Source organism: Rahnella sp. PAMC25617, assembly GCF_050606005.1.
Taxonomy (GTDB): Bacteria; Pseudomonadota; Gammaproteobacteria; order Enterobacterales; family Enterobacteriaceae; genus Rahnella; species Rahnella variigena.
The window spans coordinates 580878-607142 of sequence record NZ_JBOCUM010000006.1; the positions used below are offsets into that span (position 1 = coordinate 580878).

A 26265-nucleotide genomic window follows, 5' to 3' on the forward strand; every position below is an offset into this window, starting at 1 on the left:
ATAAAAGGACGTTTAATAAGGAGTTCGATATGCGTTTACCTGTTGTGTTATCCCTGCTGGCAACGCTTTGCGCGGCTGGCTCCGCTCTGGCGGCTGACCCTGTTAAAGTGCCTTCTCCTGCTCAGACTGAGCAACGCCAAAAGATGACCGACTGTAATCAGCAGGCCACTACCCAGTCCCTGAAAGGTGATGACCGTAAAAAATTCATGAGTCAGTGCCTCAAGGCGGAAACCAAACCGGCGACGGCAGGCATGACGCCTCAGCAGGAAAAAATGAAAACCTGTAACGCTGACGCAGCGAAAAAAGAGCTTAAAGGCGATGCACGTAAAACCTTCATGAGTACCTGCCTGAAAAAAGCCAGCTAACTGCTGTCCTTTTGCAAAAAACGCGCTGTCCGGGAAACCGTTCGCGCGTTTTGTTTTACATCGCCGCAGCAAATTCGTTATGTTTAATACAAACGGTGTCCCGCAAAGGCTTCCTGAGGAAGTTTCAGATTGCTGTACGGGAGGCCAAGCCCCTATAATGATAACCGTTATCATTGAAAATTCAGTTAACTGAGGAGTTTAGCTATGGCTGTAACCAAGCTGGTGCTGGTAAGACACGGTGAAAGTGAGTGGAACAAAGAAAACCGTTTTACCGGTTGGCATGATGTTGAACTGTCCGATAAGGGTCGCACTGAAGCAAAAGCTGCTGGTCAGTTGCTCAAAGACGAAGGCTTCCAATTCGACTTCGCTTATACCTCTGTGCTGAAACGTGCCATCCATACTCTGTGGAGCGTTTTGGACGAACTGAACCAGCCATGGCTGCCGGTTGAGAAATCCTGGAAACTGAACGAACGTCATTACGGCGCGTTGCAGGGTCTGGATAAAGCAGAAACCGCTCAGAAATACGGTGACGAGCAAGTTAAACAATGGCGTCGTGGCTTCGCGGTAACTCCGCCAGAACTGGATCGCGCTGATGAGCGTTTCCCTGGCCATGACCCGCGCTATGCAAAACTGACTGCGGCTGAACTGCCAACGACTGAAAGCCTGGCACTGACCATCGAACGTGTTATCCCTTACTGGACTGACGTGATCAAACCACGTATCGCCAGCGGCGAGCGCGTGATCATCGCTGCGCACGGTAACTCCCTGCGTGCACTGGTCAAATATCTCGATGACCTGAGCGAAGACGAAATTCTGGAACTGAACATCCCTACCGGTGTTCCATTAGTTTACGAATTCGACGAAAACTACAAACCAATCAAACGTTACTATCTGGGTAATGCCGACGAAATCGCAGCGAAAGCAGCGGCCGTGGCAAACCAGGGTAAAGCGAAGTAATTTCGCGTTTTCTGTGTTAAGCAGAGCGATTGGAACAGGCACGCGCAAGCGTGCCTTTTTTGTATCTGAACCTGAGGAGAAACCGATGCCCGTCAGACTCGCCTGCCCCGATGAAGCAGAAATACTCTGGGAAATCAGAAATCAGGCTATCCGCCACGGATGTAAAAATACCTATGGCACCGACATTGTGATGGCCTGGACGCCGGATCAGATGCCGCCCGGTTACCGTAAAGCCATTGCTGAGAATCCTTTTTATGTGGCTGAAGCGCACGGTCTGGGTACACCTGCGGCAACGGGTTATCTCGACCTGAAAAATGGCAGCGTTGAGGCGATATTCACCTTGCCGGAATTCGAAGGAAAAGGACTCGCTACGCAAATTCTCAATACACTAAAAGCTGAAGCAAAATCGCGGGGGTTTAAAGAGATCATCCTGTCATCCACGCCCAATGCTTTTGAGTTTTATAAGAGGAACGGATTCAGCCTGGTAAAAGAGGGTCTGTACCGGTCAGAAATGGCGAATGCCGATTTGCGTTGCATGGAGATGCGCTGCGCACTTTGACGTATTCAGCTAATAAAAAGCCCCGCAAAAGCGGGGCTCAGAAAGATGTGCTGGCGTTAAAGAATTATCCGCGACGCGCTTTAACGGCGTTCGCGAGATTACGCAGCAGCACTTCTGTGTCTTCCCAGCCGATGCAAGCATCGGTCACGCTCTGGCCGTAAACCAGCGGCTCGCCGCTGTCGAGGCTCTGGTTACCTTCCACCAGATGGCTCTCAACCATCACGCCCATAACTGCCTGTTCACCGCCAGCAATCTGCCCGCAAACGTCTTCGCAAACTTCCATCTGCTTTTTGAATTGCTTACTGCTGTTCGCATGGCTGAAGTCGATCATGATACGTGCTGGCAGACCGCCTTTTTTCAGGCCGTCTTTCACTTCGAGCACGTCCTGAGCGCTGTAGTTTGGCTTTTTGCCGCCGCGCAGAATGATATGGCAGTCGTTGTTACCGCTGGTATTCACGATGGCGGAGTGACCCCATTTGGTGACAGACAGGAAGCAATGCGGCGCGCCTGCGGCGTTAATGGCGTCGATAGCCACTTTGATGGTGCCGTCGGTACCATTTTTGAAACCGACCGGGCAGGATAAACCGGAGGAAAGCTCGCGGTGAACCTGAGATTCTGTGGTACGCGCACCGATTGCGCCCCAGCTCATTAAATCCGCCAGATATTGTGGCGTGATCATGTCCAGGAACTCGCCTGCGGCAGGCAAACCGGTGTCAGTAATATCAAGTAACAATTTGCGGGCAATGCGCAACCCATCGTTAATCTGGTAGCTGTTGTTCATGTGCGGATCGTTGATCAGCCCTTTCCAGCCCACCGTAGTACGCGGTTTTTCGAAATAAACGCGCATTACCACTTCCAGCTCACCCTGCAATTCTTCACGCATTTTCAGCAGGCGTGCCGCATATTCTTTGGCAGCTTTAGGATCATTGATTGAGCAAGGCCCGATAACAACCAGCAGACGATCATCGTTTCCTTTCAGGATCTTATGAATAGCATTACGAGCCTGAGAAACTGTTTTTGCCGCTTTGTCAGTGGCGGGAAATTTTTCGAGCAGGGCAACCGGAGGTAAAAGTTCTTTGATTTCTTTGATGCGTAAATCGTCGTTTTGATAATTCATAACAGTTCCATTCGGGTGTTCATAAGAGACAAAGCGAAACGCTGACCGCGTTCAATCTAGCCGTAATGGGGAGCAGTGTAAACCTGCTTTTACACTTACGATTAGTCTCATTTTGATTTAGGACATAATTTATTTAGCTAGGCTTTAAGCAGACACATGAAACACGACCACGGACCTTTCTGAAACAATGGAGATGACATTATGAAAAAGCTCGCAATCATGTTACTGACTGCCACTATGGCTCTGACAACGGGCGCGGCCTTTGCCGCCGGTGAAACCTCGGCTGGTGATAACAACGGTCAGGCCAATCAGTCCGGTTCACCTGGCTCAATTCAGAATATGGCACCTAAAAGTGTTGATAATGACCAGATTAACAACACGAACAAGCCAGCAGATGAAGTGAATACCAAAACGGATACCACCAAGCAGCATATGAGCAAGGACAAACAGCATAAGAAAGCGATGTGCAAAGATGGTCGTTGTCCTGACCAGGCACCTGGAACCACGCAATCAAAAGAAACTGGTAAATAAATACGCCGGTAGTCTCTCGCTCAGGAGGAACTTCGGTTCCTCCTTATTCCGATACTTCCCCTTCTTGCAACGTCATCTGATTACGCTATTGTGATCGTCTCTGTTCATCATCTTTGTGAATATAACTATGTCTTCTTCCCTGTTACCGCAGGATAAAAATAGCCGTCGCCTGTTACTGGCTTTCCTTGTAACCGTTGTTTTTATGGTTGCGGAAGTTATCGGCGGGCTGATTTCTGGCTCTCTGGCGTTGCTGGCAGATGCCGGTCACATGCTGACAGATGCTGCCGCGTTGCTCGTGGCGCTGATGGCCGTGCGTTTTGCAAAACGTAAGCCCAATTCCCGTCATACCTTTGGTTATCTGCGCCTGACGACAATGGCGGCTTTCGTTAACGCCGCCGCGCTGTTAGTGATTGTGGTGCTGATCGTCTGGGAAGCCATTGCCCGCTTCTTCAATCCACAGCCGGTGATGGGTACCACGATGCTGGTCATCGCTATCGCCGGGCTGTTTGCCAATATTCTGGCGTTCTGGTTACTGCATCAGGGTCAGGAAAAAGCCAACATCAACGTGCGCGCTGCGGCTCTGCATGTGCTGGGTGATTTACTGGGATCGATTGGTGCGGTCGCTGCAGCACTGATCATCATGTATACCGGCTGGACGCCCATCGACCCGATTCTGTCGGTGCTTGTGTCGTGTCTGGTGCTGAACAACGCCTGGCGGCTACTGCGCGAAAGTTTTCATGAGTTGCTGGAAGGTACGCCTGAGGAAATTGATATCGATAAACTGCGCCGTGATTTGTCGCTCAGCATCCCTGAAGTTCGCAATGTCCATCACGTTCACGTCTGGCAGATTGGTGAACAGCGGCTGATGACGCTGCATGTGCAGGTGGTGCCACCGCACGATCACGATGCGCTGTTAGACCGCATTCAGCATCATTTGCTGGAGAAATGCCGTATCGGCCACGCGACGATTCAGATGGAATACGGTCGCTGTGAAACACCGGATTGCGAGATTAATGAAATCCCGGCTGCCAGCGCAGGGCACGATCATCATGGTCACTCCCACGCACACCATCATCACTGATGTTCACCAATAACAGAAAGCAAAACGCCTCCGGTATGGAGGCGTTTTTGTTTAAGCAGATTCAGACGGTTTGCAGTGGCTGCGAGCCATTTTGCTTCGCGCTCTTGATCCACAGCCACGAACCATTGAGTGCAATCAGCGTCAGCAACACGTATTCGAGCGCCATCGCATAGACGCCCTGATAAGCAAAAATCGCCACACTTATCACGTCGATCACCACCCACAGCAACCAGTTCTCGACATATTTGCGCGTCATCAGCAGCATCGCCACAATCGACAGCACCATCATTGATGAATCCCAGAACGGGAAAGCATCCGGCTGCAATTCTGGCATCTGCACATTCATCCCCAGCGCCTGCATCAGATTGACCGCCACCAGAGTGAGCGCAGCAAATACGCGGTCAATGTTAAACGTCATCAGCAAAATGCCTGCGACGCACACCACGCCCCATATCAGCGCTTTCCCACGTGGCAACCAGCGGATCTGCAATTCGGCTTCCTGATCCGCTGTCTGACGGCTCCAGGCGTACCAGCCATAAATATTGGCGGCAAAGAAGAAGATTTGCAGCAGTAAACTGGCGTAGAGCTGGATCTGGAAGAAGATGATCGCAAACAAGGTGACGTTGATCAGACCGAACGCGTAATTGATCAATTTTTCTTTGCTGGCGTACCAGATACAAAGCAAACCAAAAATAGTGCCAACCGCTTCAATCCAAGACAGATCATATCCGCCTTTGCCGAGAGGAATATGAACCAGAATATTGCTGGTACTGAAAAAATCCATCATCACGTCCTTCCTTTTTCGTCAGTCACATCGCGTTTGCTTACAGGGCTTTGGCCTGTGTGCGTAATTTGAGTTGCGCGGCAAAATCCAGCATACGGTTCAGCGGAATCAATGACTTCACACGCAGCGCCTCATCCACTTCTATCGCATGTTCTGCTCCGCCGTGCTCCAGACCTTCAGCAATGGCTTTCAGGCCGTTCATCGCCATCCACGGGCAATGCGCGCAGGTGCGGCAACTTGCGCCCTCGCCTGCCGTTGGCGCTTCGAATAATTCTTTATCCGGGCACGCTTGCTGCATTTTGTAGAAAATCCCGCGGTCAGTAGCGACGATCAGCTGTTTCTGAGGCAAGGTTTTTGCAGCCTGAATGAGCTGACTGGTAGAACCGACCGCATCTGCCATATCCACAATCGCCTGCGGAGACTCAGGATGCACCAGAACAGCGGCGTTTGGATACAAGCCTTTCATTCGGGTCAGGGCCTGGGTTTTAAACTCGTCATGGACGATACAGGCGCCCTGCCAGCACAGCACATCAGCGCCCGTCTGCTTGCGAACATAATTGCCGAGGTGACGATCCGGTGCCCAGATTATTTTTTCGCCCAGACTATCAAGATGTTCAATCAGTTCTACCGCAATGCTCGACGTAACTACCCAGTCGGCACGGGCTTTCACCGCCGCAGAGGTATTAGCGTAGACCACAACGGTGCGATCGGGGTGCTGGTCGCAGAAATCTGAGAAAGCCTGTTCCGGGCAACCCAGATCCAGCGAGCATTCCGCATTGAGCGTCGGCATGAGCACTGTTTTTTCAGGGCTGAGAATTTTGGCCGTTTCACCCATGAAGCGTACGCCGGCCACCAGCAACGTGGAAGCCGGATGCTGACTGCCAAAGCGCGCCATTTCCAGAGAGTCTGCGACAATGCCCCCGGTTTCTTCTGCAAGCGCCTGAATTTCAGGATCAGTGTAGTAATGCGCCACCATCACGGCATCACGTTCCCTGAGCAATTTTCTGATCTTCTCTTTGTAGAAAGTCTTTTCATCTGCACTCAGAACTGCGGGTTTAGGAGGAAAAGGATAAACCGTCGCATTCAGGTCCAATGTTTCGCTCATACTCGTCATCTCATTCAGTCAGGCAGCACGCCTGAAACGCCAGAAGCCGCAACAGATCCCATCCGGAAACCCGTTGGTTTTGTATGCTAAACAAAATACCGCAAAATACAGGGAAAGTCGTCCATATATTAGCCATAAAGCTAAAAATGTTTACTGCACTTAAAAGAGACGAGGATTGACAAAATTGCCGGAGAAATGGATATCGCGATGGGAGGAAGTTTCAGGCGTCAGATGCGAAAAAAGCGCCAAAAGGCGCTTTTCTCTGAAAGTGTGCTTTAGATGGTGGGCCGTGCTGGATTCGAACCAGCGACCAATTGATTAAAAGTCAACTGCTCTACCAACTGAGCTAACGGCCCATCTAAATGCTGGGTACTACTTTTTACTGTCGGCGTCTAAAACTATTCAGGGCGTTCACTCTAAAAGAGTGGTGGGCCGTGCTGGATTGACTCGGTTTCACCTCGCCCTGCGGGCAACGCTTGCGCGTTGTCGTCTCGCTTCGCTCGGCTCGAACCATTGCTTCTCATCCTGCACTGCTTCACTACATTTTCCACTTTAAAAGTGGTGGGCCGTGCTGGATTCGAACCAGCGACCAATTGATTAAAAGTCAACTGCTCTACCAACTGAGCTAACGGCCCTTCCTGAATACTTCTGTCTGCCTGCGTGTCTTGCAGTTGGTGTGCAAGCCACATGCAATAAATGATTTAGATTTGGTGGGCCGTGCTGGATTCGAACCAGCGACCAATTGATTAAAAGTCAACTGCTCTACCAACTGAGCTAACGGCCCTTCTAAACCTACTGCATATTGCCTAAATCTCTGACAGCGTTAGCCGTTTGGAGTTGTCTGGGCAACGGCGGCATATATTACTTATTTAACTTTTCAGTGCAACTTTAATTTTCAGAAAGAGTGCTAACTGATGGCGTTTCACACACTAAAGCCCAGAAAATGCACGATATGTACATTTTCCAGACCTGAATGAGGAACTACTTTGCAGATAAACGTTTTTGAGCTTGTTTTGCCGCATCGGTATTTGGGTACTGTTTTACAACCTGCGTGAAGACGGCTTTGGCTTTATCAGCCTGACCTTTCTCCTGCATGATCACCCCAACCTTAAACATCGCGTCAGAACTTTTTGGAGACTTAGGGTAATTTTTGACCACAACTGCAAAATAATACGCAGCGTCGTCTTTTTTACCCTTGTTGTAATACAACTGTCCTAACCAGTAGTTGGCGTTAGGCTGATAAGTTGAATCAGGATATTTTTTGACGAAACTCTGAAAGGCAGCAATTGCCTCATCATACTGTTTCTTTTCCAGCGCCAGTGAAACCGCAGCATTGTAATCGCTGTTCACGTCACCGGTGCTTGCAGGCGCTTGTACAGCACCCGCGTCCGGCGTTGCGGCAGCAGAACCGGCTGCGTCACCTGTGGCTGCTGCAGCGCCCGTACTGGCGGCTCCGGCATTGCCCTGGCTTAAGCTGTCCAGTTGATTAAAAATTTGCTTCTGGCGATCACCAAGCTGACTCAACTGATACTGGTTCTCCTGGATTTGACCACGAAGAGTATCCATATCACGTTGGGTATCAGAAAGTTGTTGCTGGAGTTGAGTTAATAGCTGGCTGTGAGCGTTAGAAATACGCTCCAGAGAGGTGACCCGATCTTCAATCGAGCCTGAGCCGACATTACTGATTGGCGCTTGGGCAGTAGCGGCCCATGGGACCGCTACGCCAACCAGTAACGACAGACTCAACAAGTGAGTTCTGAAGTTACTGCTCATACTATTCTCTTAGTATACCAGTACTGCACGACGGTTTTTAGCGTATGCCGCTTCGTCATGGCCCAGTACAGCTGGTTTTTCTTTACCGTAAGAAACGATAGAGATTTGGTCAGCAGAAACGCCTTTGCCTTGCAGGTACATTTTAACAGCAGTAGCACGACGTTCGCCCAGGGCGATGTTGTACTCTGGCGTACCACGTTCGTCAGCATGACCTTCTACAGTCACTTTGTAAGACGGGTTGCTACGCAGGAATGCTGCGTGCGCGTCTAACATCTGAGCGAATTCAGAAGACACATCGTATTTGTCCAGGCCAAAGTAAACGATGTTGTTTTTCTGCAGTTCTTGCATCTGCAGACGAGCTTGCTCTTCTGAAGACATGTTTGCGTTTTCAGTGCCTGCGCCAGAGTTCAGACCCATACCATTAGATTGGTCGTTGTCTGCGTTCTTGTGAGAACTACAAGCAGCTACAGCCAGTACAGGCAACGCCAGCATCAGCCCTTTCAGCACTTTATTCAGTTGCATCTATTCGATCCTTTTATAATTTTTTGCCATACATAGTTTTCTATGCATTACAGATACGGCGACCAGGCAGGGAATTTGACCTGTCCATCAGTTGCCGGAAGACGCGCTTTGAAGCGCCCATCAGTCGATACCAACTGCAATACGGAACCCAGGCCCTGTGAAGAGCTGTAAATTACCATGGTGCCGTTTGGTGCGAGGCTAGGCGTTTCATCCAGGAACGTGTCCGTCAATGTTTGAACGGCTCCCGTTGCCAGATCTTGTTTAGCGATGTGCTGTGTACCGCTGGCGCTGCTCACCATCACCAGGAACTTACCATCTGCACTTACGTCAGAGTCCTGGTTCTGCGAGCCTTCCCAGGTCAGACGCTGAGGCGCACCGCCATTAATATTGACTTTATAAACTTGCGGACGACCACCCTGATCCGATGTGAACGCCAGATTCTGGCTGTCCGGGAACCAGGTTGGTTCAGTGTTGTTGCTGCGTCCGTTTGTCACCTGGCTAATCTGACCAGAAGACAGATTCATTACATACAGGTTCAGGCTGCCGTCTTTAGACAGAGCGAAAGCCAGTTTGCTGCCATCAGGTGAGAACGCCGGTGCACCGTTGTGACGCGGGAATGAAGCAATCTGTTTGATAGCGCCATTAGCCAGAGTCTGCACAACCAGTGCTGAACGACCGCTTTCAAACGTGACGTACGCCAGTTTGCTGCCATCCGGCGACCAGGCCGGAGACATCAGTGGCTCTGGTGAACGGTGAACCACGAACTGGTTGTAACCGTCATAATCCGCTACGCGCAGTTCATACGGGAATTTACCGCCGTTGGTCTGCACGATATAAGCGATACGGGTACGGAATGCGCCTTTCACACCGGTCAGCTTTTCGAAAACTTCATCACTGGCGGTATGGGCGGAATAACGTAACCACTGTTTGGTCACTTTGTACTGGTTTTGTGCCAGCACGGTACCTGGTGCACCAGAGGTATCAACCAGCTGGTAAGACACCACGTAGCTGCCATCGGCTGCAGGCTGAACCTGACCGATAACAACCGCATCAATGCCCAGCGCAGTCCATGCAGCAGGAGTTACTTCTGCGGCAGAGGTCGGCTGTTGTGGCATACGTGATGCATCAATAGGATTGAACTTGCCGCTGTTACGTAAGTCAGCTGCAACGATACCACCCACATCTTCAGGTGGTGTACCCGGGCCAGCCCATTTGAATGGCACAACGCCAATCGGGCGAGCTGTATCTACCCCTTGGGTAATTTCAATGCGAACTTCTGCATGAACCACAGATGCCCACATCATCAAAAGGCCGAACGCTACTCGAAATGCCTGCTTCATTGTATCTCCCTTATCTGGACGTATCTGCCCGCGATAATTTAGCAGAATTTTAACAAACCAACGCATACAAAACTAGAATTACACCCTGCAATCTATCGTAAAATTCTGAAAAGAAATTATTTTCGTCTTTCTACGGTTTAAAATCTATCGGAGCATTTTTAAAGACTTCATAGACTGCTTCAGAAGGTGGTTTCGGGAACTTCGCCTGTCGGGCTGCGGCAAGCGCTGCCTGACAAAGTGCAGGATCCCCACCTTCCGCCGACACGCTGATAAGCGAGCCATCCGGGTTCATTTTAACGCGCAACGAACAAGTTTTACCCGCATACGATGACGCGTCATAGAATCTGCTCTCGATAGCTGCCTTAATCTGGCTGCCATAGTTAGCAATATCGGCACCTGATGCGCCTGCCTTTTTCTGAGTCCCCTTCCCTGCCGGAGCAGAAGCGCCGCCACCTGTTGCGCCTTTCGGTGCATTTTTGGAGTCAGCAAGACCATCAAATAAGTTATTCGCATCAGCTGCTTCTTTCGCAGCGGCGGCAGCGGCAGCTTTTTTATCGGCTGCGGCTTTCTTCGCTGCAGCTGCAGCTTCTGCTTTTTTCTCAGCAGCAGCAGCGGCTTTGGCATCAGCAGCCGCTTTCGCATCCGCTTCAGCCTGGGCTTTTGCATCTGCAGCGGCCTGCGCTTTGGCTTCTGCAGCAGCTTGTTTCTTCGCTTCTGCAGCCGCTTCTTTCTTCGCGTCAGCTTCTGCTTGTTTCTTCGCAGCGGCAGCAGCGGCGGTTGCTTCAGCCTCTGCTTTTTTCTGAGCATCAGCAGCAGCTTTTTTCTGTGCGTCTGCTTGTGCTTTAGCCGCTTCTTTCGCGGCATCCGCTTTGGCCTGTGCCGCCGCTTTTGCTGCTTCGGCTTTCGCTTGTGCAGCGGCAGCTTCAGCCTGCTTCTGTTGTTCTTTCGCCTGTTCAGCGGCTTGCTCAGCTTGTTTTTGCTGCTGAGCCTGTTCCTGAGCCTGCTGCTTCGCATCCTGCTGCGCTTGCAGACGCTCTTTTTCAAGTTCTTTCAGGCGCTGTTGTTCGGCGGCCTGTTTCTGCTGAAGCTCTTCAGCCTGTTGCTCTGATTTTTTCTGACGCGCTGCAGCAGCGCGTTGGGAATCAGCCTGTTGCTGTTGCTGACGGTTGTACTGATCGACCACGGCACTGGGATCAACCATTACGGCAGAGATATCGCTGCCGCCACCGCCACCACTCATGCTGGTATCTTCGTCCAGCGATCCCAAAATCAGCAGGCCTATAATGATGATATGCAGAACGACCGAAACAATAACGGCGCGTTTGAGCTTATCGTTTTGTTCAGTTGCAGTTGCCTTTACCAAAATAGATTTCCCAAGACAGGATTACTAAAAACCCGGTTTCCTGTATTGCCTGTCATACTTTTAACAAGCCAGAGAATGCCGGGTTTCAAATAAGTGTTACAAATTACCTATCCTCAGATAGGTTGTGTCATCAATCCGACAGACTTCACGCCAGCCTGATGCAGCATATTCAGCGCCTTAATGATTTCATCATAAGGTACATCTTTTGCGCCGCCGATCAGAAATACCGTCTTCGGATTGGCCTGGATTCGGCTGGTCGCTTCCGCGATAACCTGCTGTTCAGGCAATTGTTCCATACGCTGATGATCCACCACTATGGTGTACTGACCCACGCCGGAGACTTCCACAATCACTGGCGGGTTATCATCGCTGGATACCGTTTTGGAATCCGTCGCGTCTGGCAGATCCACTTCCACGCTCTGGGTAATGATGGGAGCTGTTGCCATAAAAATCAGTAACAGAACCAGCAGTACGTCCAACAGCGGAACAATGTTGATCTCCGACTTACCTTCGCGACGGTTACGACGACCTCGTGAACGAGCCATACGCTCCCCCTTTAGTTACTGCTGGTTTCGCGAGAGAAAGCCTGACGGTGCAGGATGGCCGTAAATTCTTCCATGAAGTTATCGTAGTTTTGCTCAAGCTTGTTCACACGCTGGTTCAGGCGGTTATACGCCATCACCGCAGGGATAGCAGCAAACAAACCAATCGCGGTGGCGATCAGTGCTTCTGCGATACCCGGCGCAACCATTTGCAGGGTAGCTTGTTTTACAGAACCTAAGCCGATAAAGGCGTGCATGATCCCCCAGACCGTACCGAACAGGCCGATATACGGGCTGATGGAACCGACGGTACCAAGGAAAGGAATGTGCATTTCAAGAGATTCGAGTTCACGGTTAAAGGAAATACGCATCGCACGTGAAGAGCCTTCGATCACCGACTCAGGCGCATGGCTGTTGGCACGATGAAGACGCGCAAACTCTTTAAAACCGGAATGGAAGATTTGCTCTGCCCCGCTCAGGGTTTCGCGACGGCCCTGGCTTTCCTGATACAAACGGGAAAGCTCAATACCGGACCAGAATTTATCTTCAAATGCTTCTGCCTCACGGGTGGCGGCATTCAGCACTTTCGTGCGTTGAATGATGATCGCCCAGGACGCGACAGAGAAGCACACCAGGATAAGCATAATCAGCTTAACCAGGATGCTGGCCTTTAAAAATAAATCAAGCATGTTCATGTCAGTCACTGCTTAAACTCCGCGACAATAGACTTAGGAAGCGCACGTGGCTTCATTTGGTGTGGATCAATGCACGCAATCAACACTTCTGCAGAACTCAGAAGGTTTCCATGCGAATCAAGAATTCGTTGTGCAAAAGTAAGAGAAGCTCCGCGAATGGACGTAATCTCACTCTGAACATCCAGCAGGTCATCTAGGCGAGCTGGTGCAAAGTATTCGACCGTCATGCGGCGGACAGCAAAAGCGACATGTTCTCCCAGCAGTTGTTGCTGGTGAAAATTGCGTTGGCGCAACATCTCTGTGCGAGCCCTTTCATAAAAGGCGACGTATCGGGCATGGTAGACCACACCTCCCGCGTCTGTGTCTTCAAAGTAGACACGAACCGGCCATCGGAACAACGAATTACTCACTCTACATCCCGTAATGCAATTTGACGGCACTACTATACTCAAGTGAGTTGGGGTTGGGAATGGGTTGCATTGCTGGAACGAAAATAATTATGGGCCAGAGCGGCCCATAGGACGATTACTGTAAATTTGTCTTTTATTTCAGCAAAGAATCAGCTGAAAAAGTAAAAAAGTCCTGCGGCCAGCGCAATCATGGCAAGTATCGGAGAGAAGAATGCCTTCCATACCGATTTATGCGGACGAAAGCCAAGGCCGTGGATCACACCGGCACAGACTGCCCATATCAGAATGATGCCGTGCCAGACTTCCAGCTGGCTGGTTGACGAGGCAAACAGGCCCGGTTTCCAGAATACGCATCCGGCAAGCACCAGTGACATCACAAGCGAAAGGGCCCGCAAGGGGCCCTTGTCTGTGATGGCGTAGAGTTTATCCACGATCACACTCATTATTACTTCTCTTCTTTAGCCGCTTTATTGGCTTCGCTGTGTTCAAACGCCAGCGCGGTAATAATACCGAATGAGCAAGCCAGTAAGGTGCCGAGGATCCAGGCAAAATACCACATGGTGTTCTCCTTAATACAACGAATGCTTGTTGTTCTCGATGTAGTGTTTATCGAGGCGACCGAACATCTTGTAATACGCCCATGAGGTGTAAATCAGGATGATTGGTACAAAGATACAGGCAACAACGGTCATCACTCTGAGCGTCAGCAAGGTGGATGTCGCATCCCACATGGTCAGGCTGGCGTTCGGCTCAGTGATTGACGGCATCACGAACGGGAACATAGTGATACCCGCAGTCAGGATCACACAGGCGATAGTCAGTGAGTTACTGATGAATGCCAGCGCAGCTTTGTTCATGCGTGAGAACAAAATGGTCAGCAGCGGCAGAATCACACCCAGTGCAGGGATCGCCCACAGGCCCGGAGTCTTGTTGAAGTTAGCCAGCCATGCACCGGCTTCATGAGACACCGTTTTACGCAGCGGGTTAGACGGGCCGGCGTGATCCATAACAGACGTCACGGTGAAGCCATCAATCCCTTTCACTAACCAGATACCTGCCAGCAGGAAGCACACCATCATCACCAGTGCAGAAATCTGCGACGCGGTGCGGGTACGCAGGTGCAGTTCACCCACAGTACGCATTTGCAGATAGGTGGCACCTTGCGTGATAAGCATGGTCAGGCTGACCAGACCGGCCAGAATACCGTACGGGTTCAGCAGGCCAAACAGGTTACCGGTGTAGAACAGACGCAGGTCGCTGTCGATATGGAACGGAACACCCAGCAGCAGGTTACCGAACGCCACACCGAACACCAGTGCAGGGACGAAACTGCCGATAAAGATGCCCCAGTCCCACATGCCACGCCAGCGCGGGCTCTCGAGTTTTGAACGATAGTCAAAGCCCAGCGGACGGAAGAACAAGGCGCACAGCACCAGCACCATCGCGGCGTAGAAGCCGGAGAATGCCGCGGCGTAAACCATCGGCCATGCTGCAAACAATGCACCACCGGCGGTGATCAGCCAGACCTGGTTACCGTCCCAGTGCGGGGCGATGGCGTTGATCATCACGCGGCGGTCAGTATCGGTTTTACCGATAATGCGCACCAGAATGCCCACGCCCATATCAAATCCATCGGTGACTGCGAAGCCGATAAACAGCACGCCAATCAGCACCCACCAGATGAACCGTAAAACTTCATAATCAAACATAAGTGGACTCCCTATTACCGAGCTTGCTCAAGTGGCGCTGAAGTTTGTTCATAATGATAACGGCCAGTTTTCAGGCTGCTTGGGCCCAGGCGCGCATATTTGAACATCAGGAACATTTCAGCGATCAGGAACAGGGTGTACAGGCCACAGATGAGGATCATCGAGGAGAGTACATCACCCACAGTCAGTGAAGAGTGCGCAACCGCAGTCGGTAACACTTCACCAATCGCCCAAGGCTGACGGCCATATTCGGCCACGAACCAGCCCGCTTCGACAGCAATCCACGGCAATGGCAGGCCGATGAATACCGCGCGGTGTAACCAGCGTTTCTGACCAATCTTGCCGCGCAATACGGTGTAGAAGGACAGCGCAATCAGCACGAACATCAGGATGCCGCAGGCAACCATGATACGGAATGCGAAGTACAGCGGCAGAACGCGCGGGATAGAATCTTTGGTCGCTTTCTGAATTTGTGCGTCAGTCGCACCCGCCGGGTTGTCGGTATAACGTTTCAGCAACATACCGTAGCCCAGATCCTGCTTAGCATTTTCGAAATCGCTGCGTACTTTCGGGTCAGTGTTGCCCGAACGCAGTTCTTCCAGCAGGGTGTAGGCTTTCATACCATTGCGGATACGCACTTCGTGTTGCGCCATCAGGTCTTTCAGACCGGTGACCGGCGTATCAACAGAACGCGTGGCAATCAGGCCGAGCAAATATGGGATCTGAATAGAATATTCGTTCTCCATTTTGTCCTGGTTAGGCATACCAAACAGCGTGAAGCTGGCCGGTGCAGGTTGGGTGTCCCACTCTGCTTCAATAGCTGCCAGTTTGGTTTTCTGCACATCACCCATTTCATAACCGGATTCATCACCCAGCACGATAACGGAAAGTACGGCAGCCAGACCAAAGCTTGCAGCAATCGCAAATGAGCGTTTCGCGAAACCGATGTCACGACCTTTAAGCAGGTAGTAAGAGCTGATAGCCAGGATGAACATCGCGCCAGTCACATAACCAGACGCTACGGTGTGAACGAATTTAACCTGCGCAACCGGGTTCAGGACCAGCTCAGAGAAGCTGACCATTTCCATACGCATGGTTTCGTAGTTGAAGGTGGACGCAATCGGGTTTTGCATCCAGCCGTTCGCCACCAGGATCCACAAGGCGGACAAGTTTGAGCCAAGCGCCACAAACCAGGTCACTGTCATGTGTTGAACTTTAGAGAGACGATCCCAACCGAAGAAGAACAGGCCGACTAAAGTGGATTCCAGGAAGAACGCCATCAAACCTTCGATCGCCAGAGGCGCCCCGAAGATATCACCGACGTAATGTGAGAAATATGACCAGTTAGTACCGAACTGGAATTCCATGGTTAAACCGGTTGCAACGCCCAGTGCAAAGTTAATTGCAAAGAGTTTGCCCCAGAATTTGGTCATATCTTTATAGATTTGTTTGCCGGAAAGCACATAAACCGTTTCCATAATTGCCAGTAAAAACGCCATACCCAGCGTTAATGGGACAAATAGGAAATGGTACATGGCTGTTAAAGCAAACTGTAAACGCGACAGTTCAACGATATCAAACATCTTGACCCCTTGCTCCTCGGAGGAAGACCCCAAATTGCGATCTTTGACGAACCGGTTGCCGGAACGCCTCTTGACTACCAATATTCAAATGTGTGTAGAACAGAAATGCCCGCGGCAGGCACTCTGAACCCGGAAAGCGCACGGTCAGTAAGCCTCTAAGAGGCTGATGAGCAGGCGAAATCACGGGGAAAAGTAAACATACAAAAAACTGATGTTACAGGACCAATATGTTACGCCAGTAATCCCACACATTAAATAGGTTTTTTAGTGACCCAAAGCGGATTTCCGTGTACAGGTCAATTTAAGAACAAAACAGTGAAAATCGCTGTAATTGATCTGCCGCAATTTAAGCCTATCTCCTTGTTTATTTCTATATTACCCACATCAATTTCTGAAAAAATATTTCAGGATGTTAATCATTGGTTTCATTGGGCTTTAAGGGTGGACTTAATGTTAATTAATTGTACTTATATGGTTGTCATTAATATCTATTTTGCTACCTGTTGAAACCTAATTATTAACCTTTTATTTCCAATGAACCTATCGTGCTGTGTTAATAAATATAGCTCAATTCAGCGAATGTTAAATATTTCGCTTAAAATAAAAAAGGCCACCCGAAGGCGGCCAACATGTCGAATCAGTTTCTTAAATAAATCGACTTACATCGCACCGGATTTTTTCCGGCGCGACGGGTATTACTTATTGCGGCAGGACAGATTTCACGGCTTCGCCGATATCAGCCAGGCTGCGAACGGTTTTAACGCCGGCCGCTTCCAGTGCTGCAAATTTCTCGTCTGCAGTGCCTTTACCACCGGCAATGATGGCACCTGCGTGGCCCATACGCTTGCCTTTAGGCGCAGTCACACCGGCGATGTAGCCCACAACCGGTTTAGTCACGTGTGCTTTGATGTACGCAGCAGCTTCTTCTTCTGCGTTACCACCGATTTCACCGATCATGACGATCACTTCAGTCTGTGGATCTTCCTGGAACAGCTTCAGAATATCAATGAAGTTAGAGCCTGGGATCGGGTCACCGCCGATGCCGACGCAGGTAGACTGGCCGTAACCGTAATCAGTCGTCTGTTTAACCGCTTCATAGGTCAGTGTACCGGAGCGGGAAACGATGCCCACTTTGCCTGGCAGGTGAATATGGCCAGGCATGATGCCGATTTTGCATTCGCCAGGAGTGATAACGCCCGGGCAGTTTGGTCCGATCATCACGGCATCGCTCTGATCCAGTTTCACTTTAACCACCAGCATATCCAGCGTCGGGATGCCTTCAGTGATACAGATGATCAGTTTGATACCTGCATCCAGCGCTTCCAGAATGGAGTCTTTGCAGAACGGAGCCGGAACATAAATTACAGACGCCGTTGCGCCGGTAGTTTCTACCGCTTCACGCACGGTGTTGAACACGGGCAGACCCAGGTGCTCGGTGCCGCCTTTGCCTGGCGTAACGCCGCCAACCATTTTGGTGCCGTAAGCGATGGCTTGTTCGGAGTGGAAAGTCCCCTGGCTACCGGTGAAACCCTGGCAGATAACTTTGGTATTCTTGTTGATTAAAATCGACATTATTTCCCCTCCACTGCCGCGACAACTTGTTGAGCCGCATTCGTCAGGCTGGTCGCTGCAATGATGTTCAAACCGCTGTCTGCCAGTTTTTTGGCACCCAGCTCTGCATTGTTACCTTCAAGACGTACCACAACCGGTACGCTGACGCCCACTTCTTCCACCGCGCCGATGATACCGTCGGCGATCAGGTCGCAACGTACGATACCGCCGAAGATGTTAACGAAGACGGCTTTCACTTTTTCATCAGACAGAATGATTTTGAAGGCTTCAGTCACGCGTTCTTTGGTTGCACCACCGCCAACATCCAGGAAGTTAGCCGGTTCGCCACCGTGCAGTTTCACGATGTCCATGGTACCCATTGCCAGACCGGCACCGTTCACCATGCAACCGATGTTGCCGTCGAGGGCAACGTAGTTCAGTTCCCACTGCGCTGCCTGTGATTCACGGGCATCTTCCTGGCTGTAATCGCGCATTTCGCGCAATTCTGGCTGACGGAACAAGGCGTTGCCGTCCGCACCCAGTTTGCCGTCGAGGCAGATCAGGTCGCCAGCGGTAGTCACCACCAGCGGGTTGATTTCGATCAGCGCAAGGTCGCGCTCAAGGAAGATGTTCGCCAGACCCATGAAGATCTTAGTGAACTGCTGAACCTGCTTACCGGTCAGACCCAGTTTGAAAGCCAGTTCGCGACCCTGGTAAGGCTGCGGACCTGCCAGCGGATCCAGTGCCACTTTATGGATCAGGTGTGGCGTTTCTTCTGCCACTTTCTCAATTTCCACGCCGCCTTCGGTAGAGGCCATGAACACCACACGACGGGAGCTGCGATCAACTACCGCACCGAGGTACAGTTCCTGATCGATATCCGTTGCCGCTTCAACCAGGATCTGGTTAACCGGCTGACCGCTGGCGTCTGTCTGGTAAGTCACCAGACGTTTACCCAGCCAGTGCTCAGCAAAAGCGCGAATTTCTTCTTTGCTTTTAACCACTTTCACGCCGCCCGCTTTACCGCGGCCACCGGCATGAACTTGACATTTCACCACCCACGGACCGGCACCGATTTTCGATGCAGCCTCTTCCGCTTCACGCGGGGTGGAACAGGCGAAGCCTGATGGTGCTGGCAGGCCGTAGCGCAGGAACAGCTGTTTCGCCTGATACTCGTGTAAATTCATGATGTTCTATCCATTCTTATTCGGTAAGTAGGAAGGCTTATCAGGGCACAGCGAACTGTGCCGCAGATTTTTCGATCTCTAATCTTTCGCTGCGCCGGGACTAGACGTCCAGCAGCAGACGAGCCGGATCTTCCAGCATTTCTTTGATGGTCACCAGGAAGCCGACCGATTCACGGCCGTCCACCAGACGGTGATCGTAGGACAGTGCCAGATACATCATTGGCAGAATCACTACCTGACCATTAACCGCCATAGGACGATCTTTAATGGCATGCATGCCGAGGATCGCACTCTGTGGTGGGTTGATGATTGGCGTGGACATCAGGGAGCCGAAGACGCCGCCGTTGGTCACGGTAAAGTTACCGCCGGTCAGTTCTTCCACTTTCAGTTTGCCGTCACGACCTTTGATCGCCAGCTCTTTGATTTGCTTCTCGATATCAGCCATGCCCAGCGTATCTACGTCACGCAGAACTGGCGTGACCAGACCACGTGGAGTCGATACCGCAATGCTGACGTCGAAATAGTTGTGGTAAACCACATCTTCGCCATCAATAGACGCGTTCACTTCCGGATAGCGTTTCAGCGCTTCAACCACGGCTTTCAGATAGAAAGACATGAAGCCCAGACGCACGCCGTGACGTTTTTCGAAACCATCACCGTACTGCTTACGCAGATCCATGATTGGCTTCATGTTGATTTCGTTGAAGGTGGTCAGCATCGCAGTGCTGTTTTTCGCTTCAAGCAGACGCTCAGCCACGCGCTTACGCAGACGGGTCATCGGCACACGTTTTTCGCTACGTGAACCCAGAGCAGGAGCGGCGCTGGAAGCTGCCGGAGCGGCGGCTGGCGCGGCTGCCGGTTTAGCATCTTTGGCTTTCGCCAGATGCTGTTCGATATCTTCACGGGTCAGACGACCGCCGACACCGCTGCCTTTGATGGCGCTGGCATCCAGAGAATGTTCAGCAATCAGGCGGCGGATAGCCGGGCTGAGTGCGTCATTGTTCTCTTCTTCCAGTGCTGCTGTGTGGCGTGCCGCAGGAGTCGCTTCTTTTTCGGAGCTTTTCTCAGTGCTTGGCTTACCGGAGCTGTTGCCCGGACGGATACGCGCCAGGATCTGGCGGGAAATCACGGTAGCGCCTTCGTCTTCGATGATGCTGTCCAGAATACCGGCTTCACTTGCTGGCACTTCCAGAACCACTTTATCGGTTTCAATTTCTACCAGTACATCGTCACGCTCAACACTGTCGCCCGGTTTTTTGTGCCAGGTGGCAACCGTCGCATCCGCAACGGATTCAGGAAGGTCAGGGACCAGAATATCTACGCTACTCATTATAAATCCTTCTTATGTTCCATAGTGTTAACTCACGCCAACGCGTTATTTAACGTTAAGCGCATCGTTAACCAGATCTTGCTGTTGCTTCTGGTGAACGGACATGTAGCCGACTGCCGGGGAAGCAGAGGCCGGACGTCCTGCGTAACGTAAAGAAGCCCCGAAAGGAATCACTTCACGGAAATTGTGCTGGCTGCAATACCACGCGCCCTGGTTCAACGGCTCTTCCTGACACCAGACGAAGTCATGAACGTGTGAGAATTTCTCAAGCACTTCCTGAATCGCTTTGTGCGGGAACGGATACAGCTGCTCGATGCGGACAATCGCCACATCGGTTTGCTCGTTTTTGCGACGTTGTTCCAGCAGGTCGTAGTAAACCTTACCGGAGCACATCACCACGCGCTTAACCTGTTTTGGATCCAGTTCGTCAACTTCACCAATCGCTGGCAGGAAGCTGCCGTCGGCCAGTTCTTCCAGCGTAGAAACCGCCAGAGGATGACGCAACAGTGACTTCGGTGACATCACGATCAGCGGACGGCGCATACCGCGCAGTGCCTGACGACGGATCATGTGGTAAACCTGCGCCGGGGTAGACGGGATACACACCTGCATGTTTTGCTCAGCGCAAAGTTGCAGATAGCGTTCCAGACGCGCGGAGGAGTGCTCCGGCCCCTGCCCTTCGTAGCCATGCGGCAGCAGCATCACCAGACCACACATGCGGCCCCATTTCTGTTCGCCGGAACTGATGAACTGGTCGATAACTACCTGCGCACCGTTGGCGAAGTCACCGAACTGCGCTTCCCAGATGGTCAGGGTGCGCGGTTCAGCAGTCGCATAACCGTATTCAAACGCCAGTACCGCTTCTTCGGAAAGCACGGAATCCCAGACGTTGAACTCGCCCTGGCTGTTATGAATATTGGCCAGCGGCACGTATACGGAACCGTTTTTCTGATTGTGGATCACAGCATGACGGTGGAAGAAGGTGCCACGACCGGTATCTTCACCGGACAGACGAATCGGAATGCCTTCGTCCACCAGAGTAGCGTACGCCAGATTTTCTGCGCCGCCCCAGTCGAATTTCTTATTACCCTCAGCCATCTCGTTACGGTCGCCGTAAATCTTGGCAACGCGTGACTGCATTTCAATAGCATCCGGCACATGGCTGACGCGACGCGCCAGTTCCTGCAGACGTTTCAGCTCAACCTTATTCGGGTATGGCTCGTCCCACTCATGATTCAGATACGGCGACCAGGTGAAAGTGTGCATGTCATTCTGACGCCACTCTTCCACTACGCACTCACCGGCATCCAGCGCATCACGGTACAGATTGACCATTTCCGTCGCATCTTCGAGGCTGGCAACATTCTGCTCAGTCAGGACATCTGCGTAGATTTTGCGTGGCGTCGGGTGTTTCTTGATCTTGGTGTACATCAGCGGCTGGGTTGCGCTAGGTTCGTCGGCCTCGTTATGGCCGTGGCGACGGTAGCAAACCAGGTCGATCATGACGTCACGTTTAAAGGTGTTACGGAAATCCAGTGCCAGACGGGTCACGAAAGCGACCGCTTCAGGATCATCTGCATTGACGTGGAAAATCGGTGCCTGCACCATTTTCGCAATATCAGTACAGTAATCGGTAGAACGCGCATCTTTCGGATTCGAGGTGGTGAAGCCCACCTGGTTATTGATGACGATACGCACGGTACCGCCCACTTCATAACCGCGTGCCAGCGACATGTTCAGGGTTTCCTGAACCACACCCTGACCGGTAATTGCCGCGTCACCGTGAATAGTGATTGGCAGAACCATGTTGCTGCGCGCTTCGTCCAGACGGTCACGACGGGCACGAACAGAACCGATGACAACCGGGCTGACAATTTCCAGGTGCGACGGGTTAAACGCCAGCGCCAGGTGAACCATACCGCCTTCGGTTTCCACATCAGACGAATAGCCCATGTGGTATTTCACGTCACCGGTACCCAGGTGTTCTTTATGCTTACCGGAGAATTCGTCGAACAGATCCTGAGGTTTTTTCCCCAGCACGTTGATCAGCACGTTCAGACGACCGCGGTGCGCCATACCCAGCACCACTTCGCGGGTTCCGTTTTTGCCGGCATGACGGATCATGTCTTTGAGCATCGGAACCAGCGCATCGCCACCTTCGAGAGAGAAACGTTTTGCACCCGGGAATTTCGCACCCAGATAACGTTCCAGACCTTCAGCTGCGGTCAGTTCTTTCAGGAAGGTTTTCTTTTCATCATTGGTGAAATTCGCACGACCCGCCACGGATTCGATACGCTGCTGGATCCAGCGTTTCTCTTCGGTGTTGGTGATGTGCATGTATTCCGCACCAATGGATCCGCAATAGGTTTGCTTCAGGGCTTTATACAGCTCGCCGAGCTGCATGGTTTCCTTGCCAATGGCAAATGAACCGACGTTGAAGGTCTCCTGGAAATCAGCTTCTGTCAGATGATGGAACGCAGGATCCAGATCAGGTACATCGTCCAGTTTCCACAGGCCGAGGGGATCAAGGTTCGCGTTCTGATGGCCACGGAAGCGGAAGGCGTTGATTAACTGCAGCACCTTGACTTGCTTGGCATCCGTTTCCGGATCGCTGATGGAGGAGTTATAACGTGACGCGTCTTTCGCCAGTCGGCGGAAGTAGTCTCGTGTTTGAGAATGGAGTTGCTCTGGTTTCACACCCACTGTTGGTAGCTGTTTAAAAATCGAACGCCAGCTATCGTCAACGGAACCAGGATCGGTTAAGTAGTCTTCATAGAGTTGTTCTATGTAAGACTGGTTCGCACCCGCCAGATAGGAGGAATCCAGCCAGGCCTTCATTGCGCCGTTCTGCATCGTGATCCCTTAAGCTTTGAAGCTTTAGTTTTCGCCGTGGTTAATAATATTGACCGTGATACACCGCGGTAAAACGGTTTTCCTTACTAAAACAGTTCGCTGGTTGAGCGTTTGGCTCTTCAAGGAACCTTCAAAAATCATCCATCTGGCTGAGTGATTTTTGAAGTTGCCCTGCTTTTACTTCCCGACTCTTTACTGCCCTTTTATCCCCTGATATTGACCCGGCTATCTTACTCCAGTCAGGCGCAACTTTGTTGCACTTGTTGCTACTTTGTTATTAAAAAATTACTTATTTGCTATCGTCGCCTCAGTTACCGCATTTGTAACTAAAGAAAGTGCAAAACCGGTAGTAACTAAATAACAGCGGGAACCTGAGTTCCCGCTGATTGCGTCACCTAAACCACTCAGGCACCACGCTGCAGAAGCATGGATTTGATGTGGCCGATCGCCTTGGTCGGGTTCAGCCCTTTCGGACACACACTCACACAGTTCATGATGCTGTGGCAGCGGAATACGCTGAAAGCATCGTTCAGATCGTCGAGACGCGATTGTGTTTCGGTATCGCGGCTGTCGATCAGGAAGCGGTAAGCGGCCAGAAGGCCTGCCGGACCGACAAATTTGTCCGGATTCCACCAGAACGAAGGACAAGATGTTGAGCAGCAGGCGCAGAGAATACATTCGTACAATCCGTCCAGCTTTTCACGGTCATCCGGCATCTGTAAATGTTCACGCGCCGGAGGATTCTTCCCATCATTCAACAGGTAAGGCTTAATCTTCTCATACTGCTTATAGAATTGTCCCATGTCCACAACAAGGTCGCGCACAACAGGCAAACCTGGTAACGGACGGATAACAATTTTCTTGCTTCCGTTACGCAACGTCGATACCGGCGTGATACACGCCAGACCGTTTTTACCGTTCATGTTCACGCCATCTGACCCGCATACACCTTCACGGCATGAGCGGCGGAAAGCCAGCGTCGGATCCTGTTCTTTCAGCAAAATCAGCGCGTCGAGCAACATCATGTCGCGCCCTTCTTTAGCTTCCAGCACGTAATCCTTCATGTACGGAACGTCATCGACGTCCGGGTTGTAGCGATAAATCGAAAATTCAATTTTCATAATCTGTCTCCGCTCCGCCCTAGTAAGTACGCGCTTTCGGCGGGAACGCCGCGCGAAGCTTAGGCTGCATGTTCACCTCACGGCGGGTCATGCTTTCTGTTTCCGGCTGATACAGCGTATGGCACAACCAGTTCGCATCATCACGCTCAGGGAAGTCGAAGCGGCTGTGTGCGCCACGGCTTTCGGTGCGGTAGTTTGCGGAGACGGCAGTAGAGAACGCAGTTTCCATCAGGTTATCCAGCTCCAGACACTCGACGCGCTGGGTGTTGAATTCTGAGGAGGTATCATCCAGACGCGCTGATTTCAGACGCTCGCGGATCACTTTCAGTTCTTCCAGACCTTTCGCCATCGCATCACCTTCACGGAATACCGAGAAGTTGTTCTGCATGCACGATTGCAGGTCTTTACGGATTGCCACCGGATCTTCACCTGAACGGGTGTTGTTCCAGCGGTTCAGACGTTCCAGAGACACATCGATATCATCCTGAGACGCATCGCGGCTGTCGCCCTGCTCGGCAATGGATTCCTGCAGATGCATACCCGCTGCACGACCAAACACCACCAGATCCAGCAGTGAGTTACCACCAAGGCGGTTAGCGCCGTGAACCGATACGCAGGCGATTTCGCCGACCGCAAACAGCCCCGGGATCACTTCATCCTGACCCTGTGCATTCACTCGCAGCGCCTGACCGGTCACTTTGGTCGGAATACCGCCCATCATGTAGTGGCAGGTTGGGATAACAGGAATTGGCTCTTTCACCGGATCGACGTGTGCGAAGGTACGCGACAGTTCGAGAATACCCGGCAGGCGGGATTCCAGAACGTCTTTACCCAGATGATCAAGTTTCAGTTTGGCGTGCGGGCCCCACGGACCTTCACAGCCACGGCCTTCACGGATTTCGATCATGATGGAACGCGCCACCACGTCACGACCCGCCAGGTCTTTCGCATTCGGCGCATAACGTTCCATGAAACGCTCGCCGTCTTTATTAAGCAGATAACCGCCTTCACCACGACAGCCTTCTGTTACCAGAACCCCTGCACCGGCAATACCGGTCGGGTGGAACTGCCACATTTCCATATCCTGCACCGGCACGCCTGCACGCAGCGCCATGCCGACACCGTCACCGGTATTAATGTGGGCGTTGGTGGTGGACTGATAAATACGCCCTGCACCGCCGGTTGCCAGCACGGTGGCTTTGGCTTTGAAGTACACCACTTCACCGGTTTCGATACAGATAGCCGTACAGCCGACGATGGCGCCGTCCTGGTTTTTCACTAAATCCAGTGAATACCATTCGGAGAAAATCGTGGTGCCGTTCTTCAGGTTTTGCTGATACAGCGTGTGCAGCAAGGCGTGACCGGTACGGTCAGCGGCTGCTGCAGTACGTGCCGCCTGTTCGCCGCCGAAGTTCTTCGACTGGCCACCAAACGGACGCTGATAAATACGACCGTCTTCAAGACGGGAGAAAGGCAGCCCCATGTGCTCCAGTTCCAGAATCGCTTCCGGGCCGGTTTTACACATATATTCAATGGCGTCCTGGTCACCGATATAGTCGGAACCTTTTACGGTGTCGTACATGTGCCATTCCCAGTCATCCTCATGGGTGTTACCCAGCGCGACGGTGATACCGCCCTGCGCTGACACCGTATGGGAGCGGGTCGGGAAGACTTTTGAAATCAGGGCGCAAGACAGCCCCATTTGTGAAATTTGTAACGCGGCACGCATTCCGGCGCCACCTGCACCGATAACGACAGCATCAAACTCTCTGACTGGCAGATTCATT

Annotated in this window: 25 protein-coding genes, 3 tRNA genes and 1 other RNA gene; 5 read left to right on the top strand and 24 right to left on the bottom strand. The window is 51.7% G+C overall.

Features of this window, described 5'->3' with window-relative positions:
* Window positions 1-29: 29 nt before the first annotated feature.
* From ACM615_RS08750 to ACM615_RS08760, 3 genes are all read left to right on the top strand, one after another.
* Window positions 30-365, top strand: coding sequence for a PsiF family protein (locus ACM615_RS08750; RefSeq protein ID WP_112291867.1), 336 nt, complete (start codon window positions 30-32; stop codon window positions 363-365).
* 204 nt (window positions 366-569) lie between these two features.
* On the top strand, window positions 570-1322 hold the full coding sequence (gpmA, locus tag ACM615_RS08755; protein WP_112291869.1) for a 2,3-diphosphoglycerate-dependent phosphoglycerate mutase: 753 nt from the start codon (window positions 570-572) through the stop codon (window positions 1320-1322).
* Between the two features lie 85 nt (window positions 1323-1407).
* Window positions 1408-1881: a GNAT family N-acetyltransferase gene (locus tag ACM615_RS08760; RefSeq protein ID WP_129638389.1), complete on the top strand. Its 474-nt coding sequence runs from the start codon at window positions 1408-1410 to the stop codon at window positions 1879-1881.
* 64 nt (window positions 1882-1945) lie between these two features.
* On the opposite strand, the gene aroG is transcribed toward ACM615_RS08760, so the two are convergent.
* On the bottom strand, window positions 1946-2998 hold the full coding sequence (gene aroG / locus ACM615_RS08765) for a 3-deoxy-7-phosphoheptulonate synthase AroG (protein ID WP_431011779.1): 1053 nt from the start codon (window positions 2996-2998) through the stop codon (window positions 1946-1948).
* Between the two features lie 201 nt (window positions 2999-3199).
* Here aroG and ACM615_RS08770 point away from each other — a divergent pair, with 201 nt between their 5' ends.
* Complete coding sequence (locus ACM615_RS08770) at window positions 3200-3529, top strand: protein YbgS (RefSeq protein WP_112291877.1); 330 nt, start codon at window positions 3200-3202, stop codon at window positions 3527-3529.
* Window positions 3530-3656: 127 nt separating this feature from the next.
* On the top strand, window positions 3657-4610 hold the full coding sequence (gene zitB / locus ACM615_RS08775; protein WP_113877924.1) for a CDF family zinc transporter ZitB: 954 nt from the start codon (window positions 3657-3659) through the stop codon (window positions 4608-4610).
* Between the two features lie 61 nt (window positions 4611-4671).
* Here zitB and pnuC read toward each other — a convergent pair whose 3' ends face one another.
* The 23 genes from pnuC to sdhA form a co-directional block, all read right to left on the bottom strand.
* Window positions 4672-5394, bottom strand: coding sequence for a nicotinamide riboside transporter PnuC (pnuC, locus tag ACM615_RS08780; RefSeq protein WP_113877930.1), 723 nt, complete (start codon window positions 5392-5394; stop codon window positions 4672-4674).
* 40 nt (window positions 5395-5434) lie between these two features.
* On the bottom strand, window positions 5435-6499 hold the full coding sequence (gene nadA / locus ACM615_RS08785) for a quinolinate synthase NadA (protein ID WP_129638388.1): 1065 nt from the start codon (window positions 6497-6499) through the stop codon (window positions 5435-5437).
* A gap of 280 nt (window positions 6500-6779) precedes the next feature.
* Window positions 6780-6855: transfer RNA gene (locus ACM615_RS08790), tRNA-Lys, on the bottom strand.
* Between the two features lie 69 nt (window positions 6856-6924).
* Window positions 6925-7044: non-coding RNA, RtT sRNA (locus ACM615_RS08795), on the bottom strand.
* Between the two features lie 14 nt (window positions 7045-7058).
* Window positions 7059-7134, bottom strand: a tRNA-Lys gene (locus ACM615_RS08800).
* A 73-nt stretch (window positions 7135-7207) separates the two neighbouring features.
* Window positions 7208-7283, bottom strand: a tRNA-Lys gene (locus tag ACM615_RS08805).
* Window positions 7284-7480: 197 nt separating this feature from the next.
* Window positions 7481-8272, bottom strand: coding sequence for a cell division protein CpoB (gene cpoB / locus ACM615_RS08810; protein ID WP_159282378.1), 792 nt, complete (start codon window positions 8270-8272; stop codon window positions 7481-7483).
* A gap of 9 nt (window positions 8273-8281) precedes the next feature.
* Window positions 8282-8794 carry a peptidoglycan-associated lipoprotein Pal gene (gene pal / locus ACM615_RS08815; protein WP_013576426.1) on the bottom strand — a complete coding sequence of 171 codons (513 nt, stop codon included), beginning with the start codon at window positions 8792-8794 and terminating at the stop codon, window positions 8282-8284.
* A 47-nt stretch (window positions 8795-8841) separates the two neighbouring features.
* A complete protein-coding gene (gene tolB, locus ACM615_RS08820; RefSeq protein ID WP_112289187.1) occupies window positions 8842-10134 on the bottom strand; it encodes a Tol-Pal system beta propeller repeat protein TolB in 1293 nt (430 codons plus the stop codon).
* A 130-nt stretch (window positions 10135-10264) separates the two neighbouring features.
* Complete coding sequence (gene tolA, locus ACM615_RS08825) at window positions 10265-11497, bottom strand: cell envelope integrity protein TolA (RefSeq protein WP_120160393.1); 1233 nt, start codon at window positions 11495-11497, stop codon at window positions 10265-10267.
* 113 nt (window positions 11498-11610) lie between these two features.
* The gene (tolR, locus tag ACM615_RS08830; protein ID WP_013576429.1) at window positions 11611-12042 is read right to left on the bottom strand and encodes a colicin uptake protein TolR; all 432 of its coding nucleotides are present in this window, start codon (window positions 12040-12042) and stop codon (window positions 11611-11613) included.
* A gap of 11 nt (window positions 12043-12053) precedes the next feature.
* Window positions 12054-12743, bottom strand: a complete 690-nt coding sequence (gene tolQ / locus ACM615_RS08835; protein WP_056771666.1) for a Tol-Pal system protein TolQ — start codon at window positions 12741-12743, stop codon at window positions 12054-12056.
* Window positions 12740-13144 carry a tol-pal system-associated acyl-CoA thioesterase gene (gene ybgC / locus ACM615_RS08840; RefSeq protein WP_015698108.1) on the bottom strand — a complete coding sequence of 135 codons (405 nt, stop codon included), beginning with the start codon at window positions 13142-13144 and terminating at the stop codon, window positions 12740-12742. The genes tolQ and ybgC overlap by 4 nt, the downstream gene beginning before the upstream one ends.
* 149 nt (window positions 13145-13293) lie before the next feature.
* Window positions 13294-13587: a cyd operon protein YbgE gene (gene ybgE, locus ACM615_RS08845; RefSeq protein ID WP_112289185.1), complete on the bottom strand. Its 294-nt coding sequence runs from the start codon at window positions 13585-13587 to the stop codon at window positions 13294-13296.
* Window positions 13588-13589: 2 nt separating this feature from the next.
* Complete coding sequence (gene cydX / locus ACM615_RS08850) at window positions 13590-13703, bottom strand: cytochrome bd-I oxidase subunit CydX (RefSeq protein ID WP_013576433.1); 114 nt, start codon at window positions 13701-13703, stop codon at window positions 13590-13592.
* 10 nt (window positions 13704-13713) lie between these two features.
* The gene (cydB, locus tag ACM615_RS08855; RefSeq protein WP_037037106.1) at window positions 13714-14853 is read right to left on the bottom strand and encodes a cytochrome d ubiquinol oxidase subunit II; all 1140 of its coding nucleotides are present in this window, start codon (window positions 14851-14853) and stop codon (window positions 13714-13716) included.
* A 14-nt stretch (window positions 14854-14867) separates the two neighbouring features.
* Window positions 14868-16436 carry a cytochrome ubiquinol oxidase subunit I gene (gene cydA / locus ACM615_RS08860; protein WP_112289184.1) on the bottom strand — a complete coding sequence of 523 codons (1569 nt, stop codon included), beginning with the start codon at window positions 16434-16436 and terminating at the stop codon, window positions 14868-14870.
* A gap of 699 nt (window positions 16437-17135) precedes the next feature.
* On the bottom strand, window positions 17136-18008 hold the full coding sequence (gene sucD, locus ACM615_RS08865) for a succinate--CoA ligase subunit alpha (protein WP_101077378.1): 873 nt from the start codon (window positions 18006-18008) through the stop codon (window positions 17136-17138).
* Complete coding sequence (gene sucC, locus ACM615_RS08870; protein WP_113876027.1) at window positions 18008-19174, bottom strand: ADP-forming succinate--CoA ligase subunit beta; 1167 nt, start codon at window positions 19172-19174, stop codon at window positions 18008-18010. The genes sucD and sucC overlap by 1 nt, the downstream gene beginning before the upstream one ends.
* A 100-nt stretch (window positions 19175-19274) precedes the next feature.
* A complete protein-coding gene (odhB, locus tag ACM615_RS08875) occupies window positions 19275-20504 on the bottom strand; it encodes a 2-oxoglutarate dehydrogenase complex dihydrolipoyllysine-residue succinyltransferase (RefSeq protein WP_113876028.1) in 1230 nt (409 codons plus the stop codon).
* A gap of 45 nt (window positions 20505-20549) precedes the next feature.
* Window positions 20550-23357 (bottom strand): 2-oxoglutarate dehydrogenase E1 component, encoded by a 2808-nt coding sequence (gene sucA / locus ACM615_RS08880; RefSeq protein WP_095921204.1) that lies wholly within the window; start codon window positions 23355-23357, stop codon window positions 20550-20552.
* 404 nt (window positions 23358-23761) lie between these two features.
* Window positions 23762-24478, bottom strand: a complete 717-nt coding sequence (locus ACM615_RS08885) for a succinate dehydrogenase iron-sulfur subunit (RefSeq protein WP_013576440.1) — start codon at window positions 24476-24478, stop codon at window positions 23762-23764.
* A 19-nt stretch (window positions 24479-24497) separates the two neighbouring features.
* Complete coding sequence (sdhA, locus tag ACM615_RS08890) at window positions 24498-26264, bottom strand: succinate dehydrogenase flavoprotein subunit (RefSeq protein WP_112289181.1); 1767 nt, start codon at window positions 26262-26264, stop codon at window positions 24498-24500.
* Window position 26265 lies beyond the last annotated feature (1 nt).